A 19,342-nucleotide genomic window follows, 5' to 3' on the forward strand; every position below is an offset into this window, starting at 1 on the left:
TGCAACCCACTGCCAGCGCTTGCACATGCGCCTGGGGAAACATCCGGCTCAGGCGATTCAACGTCGGCAGCGGATCACGCGCCGCCAGCAGCAGCACCTGGTGCTGGCCTTGAATTGCCGGGGCGAGCGGTGCGGCGGGCACGGCCTGCCATTCACGCAGCAGGCGGATCGGCGCCACGCGCTCAGCCGTGGCCAGGGCGATTTCCCGGGCGGCCAGGCCCTGCACGCTGACGCTCAGCGTGCCGTGGTCGTCGTACAGGTGCGCATTGAGTTTGCTCAGGGCGCCATGGGTCTGCAGGGTCAGCACGGCCCAGGCCGTTGCGCCCAACGGGGCGTGAATATCCAGCTGGTCAAGGGCAAACGGCACTTTGGGCGGTAGGCTGCCGCGACCGTCCGCCCCCAGGAAGAACCCGGCCACGCCTTGCAGGGCGCCATCGAGCATCGCCGCGTGCAGGGTCCAGCCGGTGGTGGGTTCGGGCGATACCAGGCGCACCAGGCACTGATCGGCGCTGCAATAGATGGCCTCGATCACGCGGCAGGACGGCCCATAGGCCAACCCCGCTGCCTGGAACGCCGCATAGCAGTCAACGCCGGAAAGCACCTGCGCGCTGCGCGCCTTGAGCGCCTGGATATCCAGGGTCTGCGGGGCCTGTGCCACGTCCGACAACGTCACCACGCCTTGGCCATGCACGGTGGGCTCGGCGCTAGGCTGCGCCGCCGGGCGGCTGCTGATGCGGTAGGTAAAACCGTTGGCCTGGGCCAGCGGCGCAAGGTGGGTGTGCACCTCGCGGGTTTGCCCGGCTTCCCAGGTCAAGGGCGCCATCCAACCGACTTTGCTCAGTTGCGCGTGGCGCCATTGGGGGTGCAGCGCGGTGGCCGCTTGCAGGGCCATTTCCAGGTACGCCACGCCGGGCAACACGTGATGCCCTTGCACCACATGGTCAGCCAGGAAAAACTCCTGGCCGGTAAACGCCGACGCAAAGGACTCGCCGTCCAGCTGACGCACCAGTGCCTGCGTGCCACGGCCGGGGCCTTGTGGCGCGACCCAATAGCGCCCGTGCTCAAACGGATAGGTCGGCAAGTGCAGCCGCACCGGCGCCTGCTGCGGGTAGCGCAGGTGCCAGGGCAACGTGTAGCCCTGGCAGTAAAAGTCGGCCAGGGTGCGCAGGGTGTCTTCATAGGCACCCGCCGCTTGCGTGTCGCTCAGTTGGCGCACGCCCTGCTCCACGCCTTGCACATGGGACGGCTGCAACGCCTGGCGTTTGTCGACCTTGCCCAGCCAGGCCCGTTCGCCGAACACCTGCGCCGGGAAGGCATCGTCGCTGGCCGCCCGGGCCCGGGCCTGTGCCAGCGGGGTGCGCGCCAGTTGTTGCAGCAGGCTCAGCGCAGCGGCCTGGTCCTGCACCACCAAGGCGCAGCGGTATTCAAAGTGATGACGACCGTCGAGCAAGGTGTGGCTGACGGCTTCCAGGTCCAACGGCGCTGGGGCCGCCAGCAGCGCGAGCAACTGATCGACACGGTCGCACAGCGACACAATCGAGCGCGCCGAAAGCACCAACAGGTAGGCCACCCGCGCCTTTACCGGCGCGGGTGGGCGGCGCTCGCTGCCGGTCAGGTCGCGCAGCACCACGTGGGCGTTGGTGCCGCTCATGCCAAAGGCACTCACGGCACCGTGGCGGGCGGCGTCGGTCTTGACCGGCCATGGACGCGGCGCGGTATTGACGAAAAACGCACTGGCCGACCAGTCGACAAAGTCATTGTGGGTTTCAAAGTTCAGGCTCGGCGGAATCGTCTCGTGGCGCAGCGCCGAAGCGAGGCACAGGGTGCTCACCAGCCCGGACGCGGCCAGGCTGTGGCCGAAGTTGGTCTTGGTGGACGTCAGCGCGCAATGCGCCCCGTTCGCTGACTGGCCGAACACCTGCGCCAGTGCGTTCACTTCCACCGCATCCCCAAGCGCGGTGCCGGTGCCGTGGGTGACCACGTAGTCGATCTGCCCGGGTGCGAGGTTGCACGCCGCATACGTCGAGGCCAGCAGGCGGGCCTGCGCCGCGCCGTTGGGGGCGGTGATGCCGTTGGTCTTGCCGTCGTAGTTGATCTTGCTGGCGGCGATCACCGAGACAATCGGGTCGCCCGCCGCCAGTGCCGCCGACAGCGGCTTGACCACCAGCGCCACCACCGCTTCGCCGGGGACCATGCCGTTGGCCCGCTGGTCGAAGGTGTGGCACCGGCCGTCCGGCGAGAGCATGCCGGCGTCGTCCATGCGGGTGAACGACTGCGGCGTGAGCATCAGGTTGGCGCTGCTCACCAGCGCCATTTCGCATTCGCCGCTGCGCAGGCTCTGGCAAGCCTGGTGCAAGGCCACCAGCCCCGAAGAACAGGCGGTGTTGAGGGTCATCACCGGGCCGTCCAGGTCCAGCACATAGGCCAGGTGCGAAGCGGCGATGGCGCTGTGGTTGGCGGTGATCGAGCCACCGCCGCCCAGTTGGAAGTACTCGCCCTCCTCCAGGCCCACAAACACACCCACCCGGTGGCTGGCCAACTGGCGCGGGCCGATGCCCGCGTCCTCCAGCGCCCGCCAGGATTCTTCCAGCAGCAGGCGTTGGCGCGGGTCCATCTCGGCCGCGGCGCGTGGGGAAATGCCAAAGAACAGCGGGTCGAACTCGTCCACCCCGCGCAGCGCCCCACAGCTGTAGTCGCCCTGGCGGCTCACCGCGCTGCGACCTTCCAGCAGCAGTTGCCACATGTCCTCCACCGATTCGCACTGCGGGAAACGCCCGCTGGTGCCGATGATCGCAATCGGCTCATCGCGCAACGCAGGCGCTGCGACAATGGCCAGTGCTGGCGGTGTGGGTTGGGCCGCCTGCGCCTGGGGCGCACGGTAGTGCTCGCTCAGTGCGGCGCCGTGCTGTTCGGCCAGGTGCTCGGCCAGTCGGGCCAGGGTCGGGTGGGAGAAGAACAGCGCGGGGCTTACGGCAAACCCGAAGCGCTGCGCGATTTTCTTGGCCAGGCGGGCCAGGTTGATCGAGTCAAACCCGAAGCTGCTCAAGGTGGCGTCGCCCGGCAATTCTGTGGCAGGGATCTGCGCCACGTCGCTGCACAAGCCTTGCAACTCGCCCAGCAGTTGCGCGGGCAGGTCGGCCTGCGCAACCGTCAGTACCGGCGACGGCTGCGCCGGGGCGGCGTCCAGGTCAAACAGCTGCACAAGCCTTGGCGCCTCGCCGCAGGCCACGGCGACATGTTCCAGGCCGCTGTGCAAGATCGCCTCAAACACCGGCAGGCCCTGCTCGGCCGTGAGCAACGCCTGGCCGCTCCCGTGCAGGTAGGCGGCCAGGGCGCGGCCCTGTTCGGAGTCGGCGTGGGCCTGCACCGGGCCCATGCCGCCTTCTTTCCACAGCGGCCAGTTGATCGCGACGGTTTGCCCCTGCCGTTCGCCCCGTGCCACCCGCTGGTTGCGGTAGGTGGCGTGGGCCATCAGGAACCGGTTGCCCATGGCGTAGCTGCCCGCGCCCATGTCGCCCAGCAAAGCGGCCGTGGACGAGAAATAGCAGGCGTACAGCAAGGGGTCGCGGGCGGTCAGGGCGTCGAGCAGTTCGGCGCCGGACACCTTGGGCGCCAGCACCGCCTGGAAGGCCTGCGCAGAGGCTTGCAACAGGCCTGCGCCCTCCTCGACCCCGGCGGCGTGAATGAACCCTTGCAACGGGCCAAAGGCCTCGCGCACCTGGTTCAGCGCTTGCTCCATGGCGGCAAAGTCGCTCACATCCGCCTGCCAATAGCGCACGTCGGCGCCTTGGGCAGTCATGGCGTGCACGCGCTGCATCAGCGCTGGGCTCGCGGCCGAGCGCCCCAGCAGCGCCAGGCGCAACGCTGCGCCTTGGGTACGTGCCAGGTAGTCGGCAAACAGCAGCCCCAACTGGCCGCTGCCCCCGGTGATCAACCAGGTGCTGGCGCGGGCCGACGGCAACACCGCTGACGGCGCAGGCGCCAGCGTCAGGCGCTGCGCCGCCGCTCGGTAACGCTGCGGCCCCACATACACATCGCTGGCGCTGTCGCCGCTGCGCCAATGGCTGAGCAACCGCGCGACGTCGAAGGTGTCGCTGAGCAGCGTTTGCCAAGCGGTCTGCGCGAGGATGCGCGGCATGGAGCGTTCAAGGCCGATCCAGGCTTCCTGCTGGCAGCGGTCCAGCCCGTTGCGGCTGATGCCCGCCAGCAGCACCCGTTGCAGGGTTTGCTGCAACCGCGACAGGCCCTGGAGCAGGTTCACCAGCAGCTCGGGTTGCTGACTGAGCTCCGGCGCCTCGGCGGGCCACAGGTAAAGCAGGCCGTCGATGGCGCCGTGGCGCTCAATGATCGCGCCCAGCACCTCGTTGACCTCATGAGCGCGTTGCGCATTGAGGCTGTAGGTGTGCGCATCCGCCTGGCCCTGGCGCGACACGAACACCAGGCGCACGCCCGGTTGCTGCGCAGCGAAGTGCTCGCGCACTTGGGCCTGCAATGCCGGGTCAGACAGGCAACACAGCACCGATTGCGGTTGTTGCTGCGTGGCGTGCCCCAGCGCAGCGGGGGCTGGCTGCCAGTGTTCGGCAAAGGTCACGAGGTCCGGCCGCGTGGTTGGCTGCGGCGTAGGCGGCGTGGGCCGCTCATCAATCGCCCAATGCCGGATGCGCGCAAACGGGTAGCCGGGCAGCGGCACCCGCTTGACGCCCGCCGGGCGCGGCAACGCGTGCCAGTCCAGCGGGCTGTCACGGTGGGTGGTCCACAGGCGGGCCAAGGTGGGCAGGTCATTGGCGGCCAGCGCCTGCGCCCAGTCGTTGGGGTTCAACTCGCCAGTGCTGGGGGCGCCGGTAGGCTCATCACTAAAGGCGCGTAAGCGCTGCAGCAGCTCGGCCACGCTGCCGACCACCCAGGCCAGCCGCTCGCCCAGTGCGTCGCGGCCCACTTGCAGGGTGTAGGCAAGGTTTGCCAGCGACACCTGCGGGTGTTTTTCCAGGTGCGCGGCCAGGCGCCTGGCGCTCTCGCCCAGGCGCTCGCGGGTCTTGGCCGAAAGCACCACCAGCTGCGGGCCCTCGGCACTCGGCGCAGCGGCGGGTGCGATGTACTCCTCAAGCACCACGTGGGCGTTGGCCCCGGAGAAACTCAGGCTGCTCACCCCGGCGCGGCGCGGCAGCGGCTGGCCGTTGGCGTCGGTGAGCACGGCCCATGGCTGGCGCTGGTCGACGATGTAGAACGGGCTGTCAGCCAGTTTGATGTAAGGGTTCTGCCGCTCGAAATGCAGGTTGGCCGGCAAGGTGCCGTGCTGCATCGACAGGATGATTTTGAACAGCCCGGCCATGCCCGCCGCAGCTTCCAGGTGGCCGATGTTGGTCTTGACCGCCCCCAGTCCGCAGCGCCCTTCGGGAATGCTCACGCCGTGGTTGCGCGCCAGGGTCGCGAAGGCGTCCTTGAGGCCGTTGATTTCGATCGGGTCGCCCAGGGGCGTGCCGGTGCCGTGGGTTTCGATGTAGGTGACGGTGGACGGGTCCACCCCGGCCCGGGTGTAGGCGTCCACCAGCAGCATCGATTGCGCCACCGGGTTCGGCGCGGTGAGCGACGAGGCGCGGCCGCCGTGGTTTTCGGCGGTGGCGCGAATGACCGCATGGATGGTGTCGCCGTCAGCAATGGCCTTGTGCAGCGGCTTGAGCAACACCGCGCCAGCGCCTTCGCCGCGCACGTAGCCGTTGGCCTTGTCGCTGAAGGTCATGCAGCGCCCGTCTTCGCTCAACATGCCCGCATCGCTGAACGACAGCGTGAGAAACGGGCTGAGCATCAGGTTCACGCCACCGGCAATCGCCATTTCGCAGCCGTTGCGAATCGACTCTACCGCCCGGTGCAAGGCGATCAGCGAGCTTGAGCAGGCGGTGTCCACCGGCTGGCTAGGGCCATGGATGCCCAGCAGGTAGGAGATGCGGTTGGCGAGCACCGAATGGGACAGGCCGGTGGAGGAATACGCGCTGATCGGCAGCCCGGCGTCCACCAGCAGGTTGAGGTAATCGGTGGCGCCTACGCCGATAAACACCGAGGTCTTGCTGCCGGAAAAATCGGCGCTGGCGTAACCGGCGTTGCCGAGGGCGCTGAACACCGTTTCCAGAATCAGCCGCTGGGCCGGGTCCATCAACTTCGCTTCATGGGGCGAGATGTTGAAGTAGAGGCTGTCGAACTTGTCGACGTCCTCGATGAAACCGCCCCACTTGGCGCGGGTCTTGCCGCCTTCGGCGGGGTCGCCGTAGAGCGCCTCCCAACTCCAGCGATCGGGCGGCACGGTGCTGATCACATCGTCGCCCGCGTACAGGTGCTCCCAGAAACGCTCCAGGTCTGGCGAGCCGGGCAACACCCCGGCCATGCCGATGATCGCAATCGGCAAAGCGCCGTTGTCGACGACAGGCGCGTCGGCAACCGGCGCAGGCTCGGCGGCAACCACCGGCGCAGCGACGGTCTGTGGATAGTGGGCGGCGATGAACCCACCGATGGCGGCCAGGGTCTTGTGCTCGAAGAACAGCGCCGGGGTGATGTCGAGGTTGTAGTGGCTGTTGAGCTTGTTGGCCAGCTCCACGTAAGTGATGGAGTCGAAGCCGTAGCTGCCCAGCTCAGTGTCGGCGTTGAGCCCCGCTGCGGTCTTGTGCAGCACTTGGGCGGCCAGGTCCTTGAGGGTGCCCAGCAGGTCGGACGCGGCGCTGGCCGGCGGTGCGGCGGGGGCTGTTGTCAGGGCGTACTCGCTCGCCAGGTGCTGCGCGAGGGCGTTCAGGCTTTTGTGTTCAAAAAACAGCGCCGGGGTGATGTCCAGGCCGTAGTCGCGGTTGATGCGGTTGGCCAGTTCCACGTAGGTGATGGAGTCAAAGCCGTAGTCGGCCAGCGCCACCTGCGGGCGCAGGCTGTTGGCGTCACGCTGCAAAATGGCCGCGGCCAGTTTGCCCAGGGCCAGGCTCAGGCCCTCGTCGGTGGCCACGCTGTGCGGGCGCACCGCCGCCACGGGCGCTGGCGGGGTCATGCCGAGCACTTTTTCGATCTTGGCGCGGTCCCCCACCGCCACGCAGAGCGCGGTCGGGCTGCTGGTGGACAGGCCCAGCAACACCTCGAGCCCCAGGTCCAGGGACAAGGGTTGCACGCCCATCACATTGCGCATCAGGGCTTCGGTCTGCTCGCTGATGCGCATGCCGCCGTCGCGCCAGTAAGGCCAGTTGACCGACAGTGATTTGCCCTGGCGGCGCCCGGCGCTCACTTGCTCGTCGCGCCATTGGGTGAAGTGGTCCAGGTATTCGTTGGCGTAGGCATAGGCCGACTGGCCCACGGTGCCCGCCAGGGACGAAATGGACGAGAACACCAGGAACAGGTCCAGCGCGTCGTCGCGGGTGACGTCATCCAGGTGCCTGACACCGGCCACCTTGGGGTCGAGCACCGCGCCCAGCGCGGTCAGGTCCTGCTTGACGATCAGGCTGTCGCGGATCGCCCCGGCGGCGTGCAGCACGCCGTTGAGCACGCCGAACTGCGCCTTGATCGCCCGGTGCAGCGCGATCACGTCGGCCTCGCGGCTCACGTCGGCCTGGATATAACGGGTCACACCCGGCAACCCCGGCGCCTCCACCGCGCTGCTGGACGGCGAACGGCCGCACAGGATCACCGTGGCCGCATAACGCTGGCGCAACTGGGCGGCGATCTTCACGCCCAAGGCCCCGGCGCCGCCGCTGATCAGGTACACGCCGCCCTGGCGAAACAGCCCCGGCGCCGACAGCACCGCCGCGCGCTCCACGCCTTTGAGGGCCTGCACCTGACGGGTCTGCTGCGCGTAACGCACCAGCACCGGCTGCGCCTGCGGTGCGTGTTGCAAGGCCTTAGCCACGTGGTGCGCGGCGTCGGCCTCGGTGCAGTCGGCAAGGTCGAGCACGCAGGCCATAAGGCCCGGGTGTTCGTGGCCCAGCACCCGGGCAAACCCGGCCAGTGCGCGGTGGCCGAAGTGCCCCGAGCGGCTGATAAACAACAGGCGCGCCTGGGTACGCCCGCGCGCCAGCAGCGCCGTCAACAAGGGGTACAACGCGGGCAACAGCGCCTCGGCACTGTGCTCGGCGGGCAGCACAAACAGCAGGTTCAGGTCGCCGCCGCTGCCAAGGGTGTCCAGCGCCGCTGGCCAACTGGCAGGCGCAACGTGCAAGGGTTTGAACCCCAAGGCCTGGTCCAAGGCGGGCCAGGGCGCATCGCTCAGCAACAGGGTGTGCGCCGCCGAGGGAGTGGCGGCCGGGCCGCTCAGCGCCTGGGTTTGCCAGTGCGGGGTAAACAGTTGCAAGTCGTCGGCCTTGCGCAACGAGTAAGGCCGGTAGGACAGGCTGCGCATCGAGGCCAGCACCTGGCCGTCGTCGCTGACCAGGTCGATGTCAAAGCGCTTTTCGGCAAATTGCGTAGAGCCGTGGTTGCCGGTGACCCGCGCATACGCGTAGCAGGTCGCGGTGAGTGCGGCGTAAACCGTGATTTCACCCAGGGCATACGGGATGTACAAAGTGTTGTCTTTACTCGGGTCGCCCAACAGGCCGAGCAGGCTTTGCAAGGCGCCGTCCATCAACGAGGGGTGCAAGGTGTACGCCGCCAGGTCATGGCGCAGGGCGTGGGGCAAGACCAGCCGGGCCAGGGATTCGTCGGCGTTGAAGTACAGGGTTTCGAGGGTGCGCAGGCCAGGGCCATAGACCAGGTCGTTGCGGTCGAAAATGCGGTAGCACTGCACCGCTGGCCAAACATCGGCGCAGCGCGCCTTGATCGCCGCCAGGTCCAGGTGCGGCACCTGTTGCGGCGCCGCCACCCGGCGCACGCGGCCTTGGGAATACAGCTGGCCCTCGCCGTCGCTGACCCGGTAAGCCGTGCCGCGCTCGGTGTCTTGCAGGTCGACCTGCACCGATTTGGCCTGGTCGGTGACAATCACCGGCTTGATCCAGGCGACGTTCTGCACCTGTTGCACGTGACCCGGGGCCAGCCCCTGCCCCGCCAGGCGCTCGGCGGTGATCGCCAGCTCCAGGTGCGACACGCCGAGCAAGGTCGGCGCGCCGGACACCAAATGGTCTTTGAGGTACACCTCGCTGCCGTCGAAACGGTGGCGAAAGCGCGGCTGCGCGGCGTCGTTCACCCGCTGCGACAGGATCGGGTGCAACGCCGCCGCTTGCGGCGCTGCGCCCTGGCCCGCCGCCCAGTACGGCGTCGCGTCAAAGGCGTAGGTGGGCAACGGCACGCGCCGGGTGCCCTGCGGCGCCAAGGCCCAGTGCACGGCGGCGCCAGCGGCCCACAGGCGGGCCTGGTCCTGCACGCCAGGCTGGGCCAGCGTGGCCCGTTCGGCCTCGGCTTGCTGGCGCGCCGCGTCGTTGCTCAGGTCGCCGCTGAACACTGCCTGGCCGTCGCTGCCGTCGGTCAAAAAGCGGCGCAGGCCTGCGGCCAACGCAGGCAGCGCGTCACACACCACGGCCAGCCTTGCGGGCATTGCGTCGCGCCCATGTTGCAGGGTGTGCAGCACCTCGCCAAACGCGGGCAGCGGCGCAGCGCTTTCCAGCCAGTGCAGCAGGCGCGTGGCCATGGCCTGCAAACGCTCCGGCGTACGCGCCGACAGCACCGCCACTGAAGGCTGCGGCGCCGCGACCACTGCGGGCGTGGGCAGGTATTCTTCCAGCACCAGGTGCGCGTTGGTGCCGCTGAACCCCAGCGAACTGACGCACGCCCGGCGCGGGTGGTCCGGCTGGGCGGCCCAGGGTTGCAGGCGCTCAAGGGTGAAGAACGGGCTGTTGCCGAAGTCGATGTGCTGGTTGGGCTGCTCCAGGTGCAAGGACGGCGGCAGCGTCTGGTGACGCAGGCACAGCACGGCCTTGATCAGGCTGGTGATGCCCGCCGCGACCTGGGCGTGCCCGATATTGGTCTTGACCGAGCCAATGGCGCAGAACTGCTTGTGCTCGGTCTGCTGGCGAAACGCGGCGCTCAGGGCCTCGAATTCGATCGGGTCGCCCAGGCGCGTGCCGGTGCCGTGGGCTTCCACGTAGCCGATGGTGCGCGGGTTGATCCCGGCGCGGGCGTACACATCGTTGAGCAGTTGGGTCTGGGCATAGGCGCTGGGCACGGTGATGCCCGGGGTCTTGCCGTCCTGGTTGATGCCCGAGCCACGGATGACCGCGTGGATGGTGTCGCCATCGCGCTCGGCTGCGGCCAGGGGCTTGAGCACCACCACGCCGACCGACTCGGAAATCACGATGCCGTTGGCACGTTCGTCAAAGGTCTTGCACAAGCCGTCCGGGGACAACATGCCCAACTGCGAGGCCAGCACGAACAGTTCCGGCGTGTTGTAGAGCATCACCCCACCGGCCAGCGCCACCTCGCAGGTGCCGCTGAGCAGGCTTTCGCAGGCCATGTGCACCGACACCAGCGACGACGAACACGCCGTGTCCACCGCCACCGCCGGGCCTTTGAGGTTGAGGAAATACGACAGGCGCGCCGCGAGGATCGACGAGGTGTTGCCGGTGAGGCTGTAGGCATCGGCGGGCATATGCTGCTGGCGCAGGTGCGTCAGGTAATCGCCGGTGACGCACCCGACAAACACCCCGCACTTGCTGTTGGACCAACTGCCCGGCGCGTAGCCTGCGTCTTCGATGGCGCCCCAGGCTTCCTGGAAAAACAGGCGCTGCTGGGGGTCCATCAGCAACGCTTCACGGGGGCTGATGTTGAAGAAGTCGGCGTCGAACCCCTTGATGTCGTCCACCAGACCCGCCCACTTGCTGTAGCTCTTGTTGCGGGCGTTGCGGTCGGGGTCGAAGTAATCCTGGTGGCCCCAGCGGCTGGCAGGAATCTCACCGACGCTGTTGCGCCCGGCCTTGAGGTTGTCCCAGAACTGGGCGGTGTTGTCGGCACCGGGGAAACGCCCGGACATGCCGATGATCGCAATGTCGGTGGCGCCCGCTGGAGCTTCTTTGGCAGGCGTGACCGCCCCGCCCGCCACCAGGCGCAGCAGGTCACGGGCCTGGACCAGGGACAGGTGACCGTCCTTGACCAGGTTGAGGATGTCGGTGGTGGTAATACACACGGTCATTGGAAATCACCCATTAAACGGTTGGCCTGGTCGACGCTGAGTCGACCGCTCTGCAATTGCGCGAGGATGTCGAGCAAGGCCTGGTCGGGGTCCTCGTCGGCACGGCCTGCGGCGGGCGTGGGGATGGCAGGGGCTGGCGGTGCGGCGCGCTGTTGCAGCGCCTGGGCAAAGCCGCCCAGGGTCGGGTGCTCGAACAACAGGCTGACCGGCAGCGTGACGCCCAATTCCTGCTGGACCTGGTAGATCAGGCGGGTCGCGGTGAACGAGGTGCCCCCGGCGTTGAAAAAGTGACTGTCGTCCTGCGCCTGCGGCACGCCCAGGATCGCAGCCCAGATTCGCGCCACGTGCGCGCCGTGCCCGGGCACCGCCGCCGTGGCCTGCGCCGGGACGGCGTCGGGTGCGGGCAACGCCTTGCGGTCGACTTTGTTGTTGGGGGTCAGCGGCAGCGCGTCGAGTGCCACGTACAGCGACGGCACCATGTACGCGGGCAGGTCCTGCGCCACACGCTGGCGCAGTTGCAGCTTGAGCGCTTCATCGAGTTGCGCAGGGGCGCCCAGCACCACATAGGCGGTCAGCACGCCTTCGGCATCGCTGCCCGTGCCGCGTTGACGCAAAGTGACCACGGCGTCGCGTACCTGCGGGTGGCTGCGCAGCACGTTTTCGATTTCACCGGCTTCGATACGGAACCCACGCACCTTCAACTGGCCGTCTTCACGGCCCAGGAACTCCAGCGTGCCGTGGGCCGTGAGGCGTGCCTGGTCGCCGGTGCGGTACACCCGGCCGCTGGCGGTCTGGATGAATTTTTCGGCGTTCAGGTCCGGGCGGTTAAGGTAGCCCGTGGCAACCCCATCGCCACCGATGCACAGCTCTCCGGCCACGCCCAGCGGCACGTCCACCTGCGCGCCGTCGAGAATATGCAGGCGGGTGTTCTGGATCGGTTTGCCGATGGGCACGATCGCCGAGTCCCCCGCGCCATCGACCCGCTCGACACACGACCAAATGGTGGTTTCAGTCGGCCCGTACAGGTTCCACAGCTCACGGCTGCGCGGCAGCAGTTCGCGCGCCAGGCTGCGCGGCAACGGCTCGCCGCCACACAGGATGCGCAGGCCCGGCTGGCCCGCCCAGCCGCTGCTGACCAGCATCTGCCAGGTGGTGGGCGTGGCCTGCATCAGGCTGATGCGCTGGCTGTCGAGCAGGTGCTGCAACTGCAAGGCGTCCATCGCGGCCTCGCGGGAGGCCAGCACCACGCAGGCGCCGTTGACCAGCGGCAGGTACAGCTCCAGCGCGGCAATGTCGAAAGAAATGGTGGTGACCGCCAACAGCCGGTCCTGCGCGGTAATCCCCGGTTCGCGGGCCATGGACTGCAAGAAGTTGCTCAAGGCCAGGTGGGAGATCTGCACGCCCTTGGGCCGCCCGGTGGAGCCGGAGGTGTAGATGACGTAGGCGTTGTCCTGCAGGCTCGCGCGGTTGGGCAGGTTGTCGGCCGCCTGCGTGTCGATCGCACTGGCGTGGGCTGCCAGGTCCAGCAGGCGCGTGCCCGCCAGGTTCAGGCCAGCGGGCAAACCGGCCAGGCTGTCCACCATGACCACCGCCGGTTGCGCATCGTCGAGCATGTGTTGCAGGCGCTGGGCCGGGAAGCCCGGGTCCATCGGGATGTAAAAGCCCCCCGCCTTGTGCACCGCCAGCAGCGCGGCGACCAAGTCGCCCGAGCGCTGCATGCACAGCGCCACGCCCTGCCCTTGCCCCAGGCCCTGGGCCTGCAAATGCCGGGCAAGGCGGTTGGCCCGCTGGTTCAGGGCCTCATAGGTCCAACTGCGCTGGGGGTCGACCAGCGCGGTGTGCGCGGCCTGGCGCGACGCGTGCTGCTCGAACAGCTGCGCCGTGGTGAATGGCGTCACCGGTGCCTGCACGCCTTGCAGGTAGGTGGCCGAGCGCGAAAGGTCCTGGTGCGCGACCACGGGCAGCGACCACACCGGCGTCTGCGGCTGCTGCACGCAGTGCTGCAACAGCGCCAGGAAGCTGTCTTTCATGCGCACCCGGGTCGGTTCGCCAAACAGGTCGGCGTTAAACTTCAGCGCACCGCTGAGTTGGCCGTCGATGTCCATCATCTCCAGGCCGATCTCGAACTGGCCTTCTTGCTGGGCAAACGGCACCGACTCCAGAGCCAGCCCCTGGTGGCTGATCGGCTGGCCTTCGCGGGGCGACAGCACGCGGATCAATTCGCTGCTCTGGTGGGGTTTCTGGTAGACGAACTCGGCCTGGAACAGCGGCGTGCGCCCGGCCTCGCGCGGCGGGTTGAGGTCTTGCACCAGCTTGGCGAACGGCACGCGCTGGTTTTCCAGGGCCTCGAGCACAACCTGTTTCTGCTGGTGCAGCAGCTCGCTGAAGGACGGGTTGGCGCGCAGGTCCGCCGCCAGCACCACCGAGTTGACGAAGTAACCCACCAATGGGTTGTAGCGTTGGTTGACGCGCCCGGACACGGGCGAGCCGACCCACACTTGGCGGTCCGAGGAATAGCGGCCCAGCAGGCACTGGTACGCCGCCAGCAACACGGTAAACACCGTGACGCCTTCGCGCTGGGCCAGGGCTTTGATGCCGTCGCTCAGCGCCGGGCTGCATTCGATGGCCACCGAGGCGCCATTGAAGGTCTGGGTGCCGGGGCGCGGGTAGTCCAGCGGCAGGTTCAGGCGCACACCGGGATCGGCCAGCTTGCGCTTCCAATAGTCGCGCTGCTGTTGACCGGCGGCGCTGGCCAGAAAGGTGGCTTCCTCCTGCACAAAATCGGCAAAGGTGTGCGCCAGCGGCGCAAACACCGGTTGCTCGCCACGGCACAGGGCCGCATAAGTGCCAAGCAGCTCATCGAGCAGGATCCACTGGCTCCAGGCGTCCGACACCAGGTGGTGCACGGTCCACAGCAACAGGGTGTCCTGTTCGCCACCGATGAACAGGTGCAAGCGGCTGAGCGTGCCGTGTTGCAGGTCGAACGGCTGGCGATGGGCCGACTGCAACGCGGCCTGTACCGCTTCGCGTGACGCGCCATGCAGGTGGCTGACGCGCAGGTCCGGGGTGACGCTGGCCAGCACTTCTTGCACCGGCTGCCCCTGATGTTCACGAAAGCGCGTGCGCAGCGCCGGATGACGCTGCACCAACAGGCTGTAGCTGCGTTCCAGGGCGGCGCGGTCCAGCGGCGTGCGCAGGCGCAAGGTCAGGGCGATGTGATACGCCGCGCTGTGCTCGTTGAGTTTATGGATAAACCACAGCGACTGCTGGCCATGGGTCATGGGCCACACGTCGAAGGCCTCGGCACGATCGATCCAGTCGGCCTTGGGCACCGGCGCCAGGTAAGGATCGGGGTAACTCACCGCCACCGCGACAGCGGGCACCTCGGCAGCTACCTCGGCAGGCGCCGGTGCGGGGGCAGGCTCGGGGCTGGCGGCCTCGGGCAGGTGCTCGTCGCAGATATGCGCGGTGAACGCCTTGAGGCTGGTGTGGCGCAGCAGCGCCGCCGGTTGCACGTTGATGTCAAAGGCATCGTTGATCTTGTTGATCAGCATCATCGCGCCGATGGAATCCAGGCCGTACTTCATCAGGTCCTGGTCGGGGTCGATGTCGCCCGGTTCGAGCTTGAGCAACTCGGCCAGCTCGCTCAAGGTGCGCTCGCCCACCGCCGAGGCGCCCTCGCCCGCAGGTTTGGCAGCGGCCGGGCGCGGGGCCGGGGCGGCCTTGGGGAACTCGTTCCAGGCGGCTTGAATCGCCTGGGCCTGGCCGTGGATCACCACGTATTGGCTGGCGCCGTCGGTGTTGAGGCCACGCTCCAGAGCCGCGATCCCGGCCTGCGCGTCCAGCGCCACCAGGCCGCGACTGCGTTCCAGGAACAGCGCGCTCTGCTCGTCGATCTGCATGCCGCCGTCGCGCCACAGCGTCCAGTTGAGCGCCAGGCTGCGGCCTTGGCGCAGGCCCTGCTGCACCCGGCGTTGACGCTGGGCCACAAAGCCGTCGAGGAAGCGGTTGGCGTAGGCGTAGTCGGTCTGGCCGGCAAACCCCATGACCGCCGAAATCGACGAATACACCACAAACAGGTCCAGCGCCTCATGCTCCAGGGCCTGGTCCAGCAGGCTCACGCCCAGGGCCTTGGGTTGCACGATGGCGGCGATCTGCGCGGCGGTCTTGCTCGCCAGTGCCGCGTTGTCCATGGTCCCGGCGCAGTGGAACAGGCCGTGGATGCGACCGGCCTTTGCGCGCACGGCGGCCACCAGGTCGGCGCAGCCTTGGGCCTGGGTGATATCCGCCGCCAGGTAATGCAACTGGCCACGCGTGTTGAGCGCCGCCAGACGCTGACGGGTGGCCGCGGGCAATTGGGCCTCGGGGGTACGGCCACTCAAAAAGACCTGTGCATGATAACCCTCCACCAGCGCCTGGGCGAGTATCAGCCCCAGGCCGCCCGCACCGCCGCTGATCAAGTACACGCCACCTTCGCGCAGCACGCGGGTGTCGGCTGGCGCACGGGTTTCCAGGGCGGCGGTGAGGACCAGGCGCCGCTCGTCTTCCAGGCGAACTTCAACGTCCTGGCCCGGTTGCTGGTGCACGCGCAGTTCTGTTTCCAGCCGCTCGGCCAGACGGGCGACCGAGTCCGTCGGCACCCCCACCGAGCGCGCCGCCCACAACGGTTGTTCGGCGGCCAGGCTGCGCATGAAGCCGCCGCTGGCCATACCGGCGGGCAGGTCGTGGGGGTAGGCATGCAACAGCGTGGTCCCCTTGCCCGCTTGTGCGCGAATCAATTGCTGGCTGATGAACACCAGTGCGTCCAGGTTCTGCACCAAGGCGTCGGGCAAGGCCACCGGCGCACCGAGGGCCCAGGCGTGCACCACGGTGCTGGCCAGGCTTGCACAGGCGTCCCACAGCTGGGCGTAGTCGGATGCATTGCCCGGCGCGATTTCATAATGGCGCGGCGTGACGCAGCGAAAGGCGCTGGCCGGGTACACCAGGATGTCTTGCGGGCGGGCCAGTTGGGCCGCCAGGTGCGGGTCGGCGACAAACAGCAGGCGCGGCGCCTGCACTGCGCTGGCCTCCACGGCAGGCACGACGGCGGCGGGCTGCCAGTCCATGCGGTACAGGTGGCTGGGCAGCGTGGTCGGCTGCACTTTGATCGGGCGCAGCATCAGGTTGTCGATGTGCACCAGCAGCTCACCCTGCTCGCTGAGGATGTGCACCGTGCACTGCGCGCTCTGGCCGTCGATCTCGCGCAACTGCGCCACGCTGTAGAAGCGTTCGGGCAGGGCCTTGAACACGGTGATCTGTTCCAGCGAATACGGGATGTAGGTGCTGGTGGGGTCTTCCTGTTCGCAAAAGCGGATGCACGGCTGGAACGCGCTGTCGAGCAGCGCCGGGTTGAGCACAAAACCGTCGAGCAGTTGATAGTGCTCGCCAAGCCCTGCGGGCACTGCGGGCTCGCCGCCGTTGCCACGGCCCTGGCGTCGAATGTCGGCGATCAGGTAGTCGCCGCTGCGCGACAGCGTGTCGATCCCTCGAAAGCTCGGCCCGTAGGCAAACCCCTGGGCATCGAAGCGGGCGTAGCAACCGGCGCGGGCGTCCAGCAACTGGGCGCTGGCCAACAGCGCGGCAAGGTCGGGCAGTGCCGACACCGCAGGCGGCGTGGCGTCGAGCACGATTTCACCCTGCGCGCAGAGTTGCTCGCGTGCGCCGGACAGGTCATGGATCTCGAAACGGGTCTTGCTGTTGCGCTGCTTGAGACGCAGCTCCAGGGTGGCGGGCTCGCGGTCCACCAGAAACGGTTGCAGCCACACCACGTTGCGCACCTGGGCAACGGTGTGGCCCGCAGCCAGGTAAGCGGCGGTGCAGGCCATTTCCAGGTAGGCCACGCCGGGCAAGGTCTTGCGACCGGCAATCACGTGGTCGGCAAAGTAGAACTCCTCGCCGGTGAACACCGAGCGGAACGCCACCTGTTCAAAGGTGGACACGTTGCGCTGCACCAGTTGCGACAACCCGGCAGGCGCGGCAGCGGGCGCAGCACCGCGAAACACCGGCATCTGGCAGCGGCGCTGGGCAAACGGATACGTCGGCACGCTCACGCGCCGCGCCGGGGTGTGGCCCGCCAACGCGTGCCAGTCAAAACCGCCACGGCGCACCCACAGCCGCGCCAGGGCCAGCCACTTGCCCTCCTTTGCCCAGCGGTGGGCCATGGCCGGGATTTCATCGGCGTCCAGGGTCGCGTCCTGATCGACCACCGGCTTGCCGTGAAACAGCGTGGCATCGCGGTCATCGCCCGCCTCGCCTGCCAGGTAAGCGGCCAGTGCGTCGGCCAGTTGCGCCAGCGTGCGGGCGGTCAGGGCCAGGCGCACGTCCATGGCCTGCCGCCCCACTTGCAGGGTGTAGGCCACGTCTTCCAGGCGCAGCGTGGCGCCCTCGCCGCGTACAAAGTCTCGCAGCGCAGCGGCGTAGGCACGCAGGCGCTCGTTGTTTTGTGCGCTGAGCACAATCACCTGCTCGGTGCCTGCGGCCGCAGGCGCTGGCGCTTGCGGGTATTCCTCCAGCACGGCGTAGGCGTTGGTGCCGCTGAACCCGAACGAACTCACCCCGGCACGCCGACGGGTGCCGTCGGGCACGCTCCATTCGCGGTTGTCGGTGTTGATGTAGAACGGCGAGTGGTCCAGCTGGATGTGTTCGTTGAGGTGTTCAAAGTGCGCCGACGGCGGCAGGCGCCGGTTGCGGATCGCCAACAGCGCCTTGAAAAACCCGGCCGCGCCCGCCGCGGCGAGCATGTGGCCCATGTTGCTTTTCACCGAGCCCAGGGCGCAGAACGCGGTGTCGGTGGTGAACGGTTTGAAGGCGTTGACCAGCGCCTCGACCTCGATCGGGTCGCCCAGCGGCGTGCCCGAGCCGTGGGCTTCCATCAGCCCGATGCTGCGCGGGTCGATGTTGAATTGTTTGAACACCGCCTGTTGCAGCTCGGCCTGGGAGGTCTGGCTGGGCGCGGTAATGCCGTTGGTCTTGCCATCCTGGTTCACGCCCCAGCCGATCAGCGTGCCGTAGATGGGGTCGTTATCGCGCTGGGCATCGGCCAGGCGCTTGAGCGCCACCACGCCCACGCCTTCGGCGGGTACAAAGCCGTTGGCGCGCTGGTCGAAGCTGTAGCAGCGACCGTCCGGGGACAGCATGTTGGCTTGGCTGGCCATGATGTGAATCGACGGGTCGGTAAGGATCGATACCCCGCCCGCCAAGGCCAGGTCGCTATTGCCCATCACCAGGCTGTCACAGGCCTGGGCGATGGCCACCAGCGAGGCCGAGCAGGCGGTGTCGATGGTCAGGCACGGGCCGCGCAGGTCCAGCAGGTAGGCAATGCGGGCCGCCAGGATCGAGGTGCTTCCGCCCAGGAAACCGGCGGCGCTCAAGGCGCTGCCGTTCTGGCTCTGGCCGTAGTTGCCACAACCGACGAACACCCCGCATTTGCTGCCCGCCAGTTGCCGGGGGTGCAGGCCCGCGTCTTCCAGGCAGCTCCAGGCTTCTTGCAGGAACAGGCGTTGCTGGGGGTCCATGTCGTCGGCGTCGGCCGGGGAAATGTTGAAAAACAGCGGGTCGAAGCGGTCGATGTCATCCACCGCGCCGATGGAGTCCGAGTAGGTCTTGCCCGCCTGGCGGGTGGGGCTGTAGGCCTGGTGCATGCTCCAGTAGTCGCGATCGACGCGGCTGATGCAGTCGCGGCCTTCGGCCACGGCGTCCCAGAAGGCGTGCACGTTGCGCGTCTGCGGGAAGCGCCCCGACAGGCCGATGATGGCGATGGCCCCGCTGGCAGGCGTTGCGTCGACCGCCGTGGGCGCGGCACTGGCAGGCGCAGGCTTGGCCTGTGGCTGGCCGCGAAACGAGGCGAGTTTGCGCGGCGCCGCTGCTGCCGCTGCTGCGGGGGCAGGCGCCGGTGCCGGTGCAGGTGCAGGCGCCACGGCCGCACGGCGCCCGAACATCACGCGTGCCGGGCGTGCGGCGGTGTGTGCATCGCCCTGGGCCGAGAGTTCCTGGTGCACGCATTCGGCCATGCGCGAGAGCGTCGGGTAGTTGTAGACGCGCACGGCAGGAATGGTCAGTTGGTAGGCCTGGTTGACCTGGGCCATCCACATCACACCGATGCGCGAGGTCAGGCCCAGTTCAAAGAAGGTTTTGCTTTCGCTGATGTCCGAGGCCTCGACGCCCAGCGCCTCGGCCAGCAGGCGACGAATAGTGTGTTTGACCGATTGCAAGTCTTTGGCAGACATC

Annotated in this window: 2 protein-coding genes (1 of these 2 running past the window's edge); both read right to left on the reverse strand. The window is 68.0% G+C overall.

The window, feature by feature from the left end:
* Window positions 1-11,077, reverse strand: partial view of an SDR family NAD(P)-dependent oxidoreductase gene (locus ACW9H9_RS00740; protein WP_457340951.1) — the 5' portion only. Its footprint begins 6,518 nt before the window's first position; 11,077 of the gene's 17,595 nt are visible here — the first part of the coding sequence; it begins with the start codon at window positions 11,075-11,077; its stop codon lies beyond the left edge, outside the window.
* Entirely contained in the window at window positions 11,074-19,341 is an 8,268-nt protein-coding gene (locus ACW9H9_RS00745) for an amino acid adenylation domain-containing protein (protein ID WP_457340950.1), read from the reverse strand. The genes ACW9H9_RS00740 and ACW9H9_RS00745 overlap by 4 nt, the downstream gene beginning before the upstream one ends.
* Window position 19,342: the final 1 nt, after the last annotated feature.

The sequence above is a fragment of the Pseudomonas sp. SDO5215_S409 genome (genome assembly GCF_054071325.1).